Origin of the sequence: Pseudoxanthomonas gei (assembly GCF_010119615.1) — a bacterium.
Lineage (GTDB): Bacteria > Pseudomonadota > Gammaproteobacteria > Xanthomonadales > Xanthomonadaceae > Pseudoxanthomonas_A > Pseudoxanthomonas_A gei.
This window is the reverse complement of sequence record NZ_QOVG01000039.1, coordinates 1-524: the sequence shown is the minus strand read 5'-3', so window position 1 is coordinate 524 and position 524 is coordinate 1. Positions and strand designations below refer to the sequence as shown.

The following is a 524-nucleotide window of genomic DNA, read 5'->3' as shown; positions in this document are numbered from 1 at the left end:
ACTGAGCTTCGTCTGGTTTTTTGCCGTTATGTCCGTTACGTACAATTCGGAGGGATTTATTACTTCCGTTTTAGCAAATACAATCTGATTACCCACTACGTCGAAAGCAGTAATGCCACTGTCGTAGGTAGTTAATTGCACAATGTCGCGGGTGGCTGGATTCAGGCGGTAAAGCGGGACACCGCCATTAGAAGAGGCTGAAAAATAAACCGCATACGTAGTGGCTGATTTTTTACCTTTTCCGGTTGTCGGCAACTCTGCCCAAGTCAGATTACTGGCTGCCCGGTCGAACGTAACGAGTTGTATGTCAGAAGCTGTTGTGCCGTTCAGTGTGGCCAGGCCAATTTGCCCAAAGTTGATGCCTTCTGATGGGCTAACCATAAAGGCCAGTTGCTTTCCATCGGGCGATAGTTCGGGTGATCCGTAACTTTTTCCGGCCTCAGCCAGCACAACAGTACGTGTCCCCGCACCATTAGCCGGAATGAACACAATGGAATTGTCGGATTCCCGATCCGGGTGTCCAC

Annotated in this window: 1 protein-coding gene; it reads right to left on the bottom strand. The window is 49.6% G+C overall.

The genetic code is table 11. The annotated features are described in order from the left end of the window. Window positions 1–489 (bottom strand): TolB family protein (locus DT603_RS15865; protein ID WP_211368496.1); only part of this gene is annotated, 489 nt, incomplete at its 3' end. Window positions 490–524: the final 35 nt, after the last annotated feature.